The organism is Embleya sp. NPDC025285, assembly GCF_055558835.1.
In genome coordinates, this window is record NZ_JBVHLU010000220.1 from 1 (window position 1) to 6,159 (window position 6,159).

The following is a 6,159-nucleotide window of genomic DNA, read 5'->3' on the forward strand; positions in this document are numbered from 1 at the left end:
CTTTTTCTTTCCTCCGCTTCGCTCCTCCAAGAAAAAGCGGCGCCTCGCTCGGGACGGTGTGTCCCTCCGCTTCGCTCCGGGCCACACCGTCCACAACTGCGGCTCCGCCGCTCTCCGCGCTTCGCGCGTCGATCGCTGGGGTGGGGGTGGGTCGGGGGCGCTGACGCGCCGGGGGGTGAGGCGGTCCGGCAGCCGAAGGACGCGGCGCGGGCCTGCTTCGGGGTGGTGCCGGGGCGTGTTTTCGATCTCTCGTCGGGCTTCGTGGCGTGAGCGGCGAGGGGTCCGAGGCGCGGTACCAGGCGGCGCGGACCCACCATGATCCGCCGGAGACGTCCTAGCCCGCCTCCGCGACGCCGGTGATGCGGTGCAGTGGGTAGGTGTGGATCTCGCCGGTGCCCTGTTCGTGGGCGGTGACGTAGCCGCCCTCCAGACGCAGCGGGACCACGATGTGCTGGGTGGCCCGGCCCTCCCGGGTGACGTGTCCGATCCACACTGCGCGCCGCTCCGCGTGTGCGGCCTGGAGCGCGAGCAGCGTCTCGGCGGCCGAGGTGCGCGGCAGTTCGACCGGCTCGCCGTCGCGCTCCGCGCCGTCGTCGGCGGCCCGGCCGGTGGCGGCCGCGTCGCCCGCGCGGATCGCGGTGACGGCCGCGCCGAGCAGCGCCTCGCTCGGGGCCGGCGGCTCGCCGGCGACTCTGGGCGGCGCCGAACGGGGCGGGGTGCGCTTGGTGTCCGGGCGGGTGAGCACCAAATCACCGGTGGCCGACTCGGCGACCGGCGCGAAGCCCATCGCGCGCAGCTTCTCCAGCACGCCGTCCGGTGCCGACTCGGCGGCCAGTACGGTCGGCGCCAACCGGCGCAGGCGCAACCCGGCGGCCCGGCGGTCGGCGAGCAGTTCGCCCAGCAGCGCGTCGTCGTCGCAGCGCAGGAAGGCCGCCGCGGTGCCGACCCGGATCCGGCCGTGCCGGCGGGCCACGTCGTCCACGAGGTAGCTGAGCGGCTGCGGCACCGGGGTCCGCGAGTGGGTGGCGAGCAGGTGGTGCAGGTCGCCGGCGGTGCGGCCGGCGTCCAGCGCGCGGCGTACCGACTCCTCGGTGAAGCGGTACACGGTGGCGCCGCCGGTGGACTCCACGTCGGCGGCCAGGTGCAGTTCGTGCGCGAGGTCCAGGACCAGCGGGCCCGGCGCCACCGCGGTGAGGTCGGCCTGGAGGAGTACGTGGTTCAACGGCTCCGGGAGCAGCGGGGTCAGCGCGTCGCCCGCCTCGTAGACCCGGCCCTCGACCAGTGTGCGGGCGTATCCGGCGAGCGCGCCCCGGCCGGTGATGCCCAGCAGTTCGGCCTCGACCAGCATCGCCCGGAACAACTCCCGCGGCAGTCGCGCCGCCCGGATCGGCTGATGCCAGGTCAGGTGCGCGAGCAGCGAGTCGGCGTCGGTGGCCGAGCCCGGCGGCAACGCGGCGAGGGTGGCCAGGATCCGGCGGCGCACCTCGGGGGCGGCGGTACGGTCCACCTGCAGCCCCAGCGCGCCGATCGGCCGGTCCTTGTCGTCGCGCGAACCGACCAGGGCGGGCACCCGGGTGGTCTCGAGCCAGGTGCCGGCGAGTGCGGCCCAGCGGGTGCCCACCGGGGACCGGCGCCAGGTGTCGTAGGCGGGCGTGGGCAGCCACTGCTCGTCCGGTTCGCCGTCGCCGGCGACCAGACCCATCGCGTAGGCCAGTTCGAGCCACAACGCGACCTCGGCCTCGGGCGCGTCCAACTGCACCGCCGCGCGCTTGAACTCGCGCATGCCCAGGCCGCCGGCCCGCAGCACCGAGGGACCGCCGGTGCTCCACGCCTCCAGCAGGTCCTCGACCCGGCGGACGGCGGTGAACGCGGATCCCGCCGCCAGGTTGTCCACAGCCTGTGGATCGTGCCCGCGCACCGGCAGCTCGGGAGGGGTCGGTTCCAACGTGCGATGCACCCGGCCGCCGCGCAGATGCAGCGCGATCTCGCGGGGCAGCACCACCGCGTCCGGGCCGGCCGGCACCAGCAGTGCCCTGGCCAGCAGCCACTCCACCGGGGTTCGGGCCGCGTCGGCGCGCACCGGCCGGTCGGCGCCGCGCACGCTGCCCGTGGGCGGGCCCCAGACCAGCTTGTCCAGTACCTCGCGGGCCGCCTCGGGCGCCTGCGCGAGCAGCGATTCCAGGCGGACCGGGTCGGTGCACAGGTCGGTGACGGCCGCGATCGCGGAGACCGCGTCGTGGGTGGAGCCCAGGTCCAGGTCGGCGAGCAGCTCTTGGAGCCGGGAGGGCGCGGTCGCGGCCAGCGCGCCGGCCAGCGTCGGGCCCAGTCCGGCCGGACTCGCGCCGACCAGGTCGCGCACCGTCCGCACCACCCGCAGCGCGCCGTCGGGCCCCCACAGCAGGGCCTGCTCGCGCAGGTTGGCCACCGCCCGCGCGAGCGCCTCGGGGGCCGCGCCCACCAGCGGGGACAATCGCGCCGCGGCGAACCCGTCCGGGAGCACCACCGCGGCGTCCACCACCTGGAGGGTGAACCGGTCCAGCCGCTCCAGGGCGCGGGCGATCGAGGCCCGCGTGGTGGCCCGGGTGGCGAGCTGGGTCAGGTCCACCGGGACCGGCGTGGTCAGGTCCGGCCGAGCCCGCAGCAAAGCGCCGAGGGCCGCGTCGGTACGTCCGCGCAGATCCTCGGCGAGCGTCCGGGGGCCGGAGTCGGCGGGCCGATCCGCCTCGGCACGGGTGGGCGACGCAGCTGTGGTCATCCCATCAACGTTAGACGGTTCGCCCGTCGACGATCACCGCTCCTGGGATCCCGATGCCCTCGAAGATCCGCGGAAGCTCCCGAAAGGACCCCGAGGAGCCTCGGCGGAAGCCGTCCGGAAGTCGCGGATCCGGGCCGCCGGCACCCGATTCACGCGATCGGGGCGATCACCATTTCGGTCAACCCCTCGCTCCGCCTCGCCCGCGCCCCTACGCTGAGTTGTCGCTTTACCGACGCAGGCGTTGTGCCGATTCGACGATCCCTCGGCGGGGGTGGGGTGGGGGCGTGAACTTCGAGAGCGATCACCTGGTTCTGCAGTACCTGGGCGAGGTCGGCGACGCCGCCCAGCGCAGGCTTCGTCCCGCCGATCGGGCCCGACTGGTGGAGCGCCTGCGCAGCCAGATCAACAGCGAACGCGAGCGGTTGAACGCGCACACCCCCGGCACCGTGCAGGTCGTCCTGGATCGGCTCGGCACCCCCGAGGCGGTGGTGGGCCACGAGTTGTACCGGCTCGGCGATCTGCGCAGCGTCGGGGCCGACGACGGTGTCGGCGCGATGTCGATGCGCGGTTCGCGCTACGCGACGGTGGCCCGGCAGATGGGCTTTCGCGCGGACGCGACGCCGATTCCCGCGGTGGTGGATCCGTCCCGACCGCAGCCGAGCACGCCCCCGCCCCGGACCTCGCCCGAGGCCGCGGCACCGGCCGGTCCGCCCACGCTCGCCGAGACCGCCGCCGGCGGCACCGCCGCGACCAAGCCGGTGCCGCTCGCGGATCCCGAGGAGGAGCCGCTGTGGTGGCGGACCCCGCCGGAGGGCGGGACGCCGGAGCGGCCCGGCCCCGACATGTACGGCGACGGTTCGCTGCACGCGCCGGCGTACCCGATCGGCGTGGTCTCCGACACGTCGGCGACCTGGGACGACGAGGAGTCGCTGACCGAACCCACGCCGGCACTGGGCATGTTCGGGCCGGGCGCGCTGCGCACACAGGTCCGCGAGGTGTTCGCGATCGCGATGATGGCGATCGGCGCGATCGTCGCTTCGACCGTGGTGGTGGTGCTCGGCCTCCTGGTGGTCTTCACGGCGGGCGCGTGGTCGCTCAAGGAGCGGCGCTTCGCCGCGTTCTACGTCCCCGGCGCGACCGCGCTGGCGTTCGCGATCGGGATGTGGATGCGGGCCACCGGTCACATGGGCGTGGACCTGACCAGTGATCAGGCGTGGGACCGGTACGGCGAACTGCTCCCCGCGATGGTGCGGATCGCCGCGATCGCCGCGTCGCTGTATCTGCTGTGGCGGCTGAATCGGCGTCAGCTCGCGGCGTAGGCAGCCGAATTGCCGTATCGGATCACCGCGTAGGCGAGGGAACACCACGGGTACCCGGGCCCCGTCCGGGTGTGACGCACTCCGCTGTGGGAGCGCCGCACCCGCTCTTTACGATCCCATTAATTAGGTTAGCCTTACCTCCTCTGCGCAGGGCGGCGCCCGGACCTACCGCTAATAGGTCCGGGCGTCGCCCTGTGCACACTGCCAGATGGAGGAGCCAAGGATGACGAACGGAGCGCGGCCCCAGCCCGCGAACCGCTTGATCCGCTTCGGTGCGATAGGCGCGACCGCCGCGCTGGCGATGGCCGGCGTGAGCCTGGCCTCGCCCGCGCAGGCCGCCACAACCCCGTCCGTGACCGTGTCGCCCAACGTCGACGTCAACCCCGACGGCGCCACGATCACGGTCGACGGCACGGGCTTCGACAAGGTGCGCAACTCCGGCAACGGGGTCTACGTCCTGTTCGGTCCCAAGATCGACGACTACTTCACCAACGCGGGTGCCTACAGCGCCCAGGCGTGGGTCGCGGGCAGCAAGATGACCGCGGACGGGGCCTTCACGACCACGCTCGAGGTCAAGGCCAAGTACACCGACGGCAACGGCAAGGAGGTGGACTGCCTCAAGCAGGAGTGTCGGGTCGTCACCTTCGCCGCCCACGGCGCCAGCATGACCGACCGCAGCCAGGACACCTTCACGCCGGTCGCGTTCAAGAACAACACGCCGGTGCAGACGCCCAAGCTCGCGGTGACCCCGGCCGTCGGGGCCGACCCGGCCGGGCAGACGTTCACCGTCACCGGCACCGGGTTCGACCCGGTTCGCGACGGCGGCAACGGCATCTACGTCGCGTTCGGTCCCAAGGGCGCCGACTGGAACACCAACCCGGCGCCGTACCAGGCGACCAAGTGGGTGCGCACCAACCCGTCCGGGTCGTCGAGCCAGGCCAAGCTGAACGCCGACGGCAGCTTCTCGCTGACGCTGGACAACATGAAGGCCAAGTACAAGAACGCGAGCGGCGTCGAGTACGACTGCTCCGTCACCACGTGCAACGTGGTCACCTTCGCCGCGCACGGCTCGCCCGACCGCACCCAGGACACCTTCCTCCCGGTCGCGTTCAAGCCCGTGACGGTCCCGCCGGGTCCCGGCACCGGCTACCAGGTGATCACCACCGACGTGCAGGGCGGCCCGCTGACCCTGGGCGTCGGCGGCACCGACGTCGCGCTCCCGGGCGTCACCCTCAACGGCAAGGACGCCTTCACCGGCGGTGCGCTCAACCCGCTCACCGTCTCCGACGCGCGCGGCACCAACGCGGGCTGGACGCTGACCGGTCAGGCCAGTGACCTGACCGCCACCGGCGGCCGGATCGTCGGCGACAACCTCGGCTGGACGCCCACCGCGAAGTCGGTCACCGGTTCGCTGCCCACCGGCGGCGCCACGCCGCAGGTCACCGCGGGCGGCAAGGCCGAGCCCGGCGCCGGTCTGGGCCGGCCGCGCACGCTGTGCTCGTCGGCGGCCGGCGCCAGTGCCGGTTCGTTCGAGTGCGGCGGCGACCTCAAGCTCGGCGTCCCGGGCATCACCGTGCCCGGCACCTACACCGGCACCTTGACGCTGACGCTCATCTGACGCCGTTCCGAACCGGGGCTCCCCCACCCGCCGACGACGGCCATCCCCCGACGCCGACGCGTCGGGGGATGGCCCCGGGCTCGCCACCCCGGGGGCCCGCAATCCCCCGCCGAGCCCCACAACGCCCGGCACCCGCCCCTCCCCGGCCACGCTCACCTCCCCGCCCCGGAGAACCACCCGCCCGAACCCAACGTGCGAGTGGTCCTCCGGCAAATCGGCGCCCGGCATCCGCCCATCGAACTCCCCACCACCCACCCGCCACAAAGCCCGACACGGGATCGAAGCCCCGCCCCGGCACCACCCCGAAGCAGGCCCGCATCGCTTCGACAGGCCGCCCCCGGCGCGTCAGCGCCCCCGACCCCGCCCCACCCCCGTGATCGACGCGCGAAGCGCGGAGAGCGGCGGAGCCGCAGGTGTGGACGGTGTGGCCCGGAGCGAAGCGGAGGGACACACCGTCCCGAGCGAGG

3 protein-coding genes are annotated in these 6,159 nt (G+C 73.9%); 2 read left to right on the forward strand and 1 reads right to left on the reverse strand.

The features are described from left to right. Window positions 1-334: 334 nt before the first annotated feature. Window positions 335-2,755, reverse strand: a complete 2,421-nt coding sequence (locus tag ACZ4FV_RS51405) for a helicase-associated domain-containing protein (protein WP_465328299.1) — start codon at window positions 2,753-2,755, stop codon at window positions 335-337. Window positions 2,756-3,039: 284 nt separating this feature from the next. Between ACZ4FV_RS51405 and ACZ4FV_RS51410 the strand changes: the two genes are divergently transcribed. Together ACZ4FV_RS51410 and ACZ4FV_RS51415 are read left to right on the forward strand one after the other, a co-directional pair. Beyond that, window positions 3,040-4,074, forward strand: a complete 1,035-nt coding sequence (locus ACZ4FV_RS51410) for a hypothetical protein (RefSeq protein ID WP_395865296.1) — start codon at window positions 3,040-3,042, stop codon at window positions 4,072-4,074. Window positions 4,075-4,297: 223 nt separating this feature from the next. After that, window positions 4,298-5,692, forward strand: coding sequence for a WxL domain-containing protein (locus tag ACZ4FV_RS51415; protein ID WP_395865297.1), 1,395 nt, complete (start codon window positions 4,298-4,300; stop codon window positions 5,690-5,692). Window positions 5,693-6,159: the final 467 nt, after the last annotated feature.

Coding starts and splice junctions, on each gene's coding strand:
- ACZ4FV_RS51405 (WP_465328299.1), bottom strand. CDS start 2,755: ATGACCACAGCTGCGTCGCCCACCCGTGCCGAGGCGGATCGGCCCGCC.
- ACZ4FV_RS51415 (WP_395865297.1), top strand. CDS start 4,298: ATGACGAACGGAGCGCGGCCCCAGCCCGCGAACCGCTTGATCCGCTTC.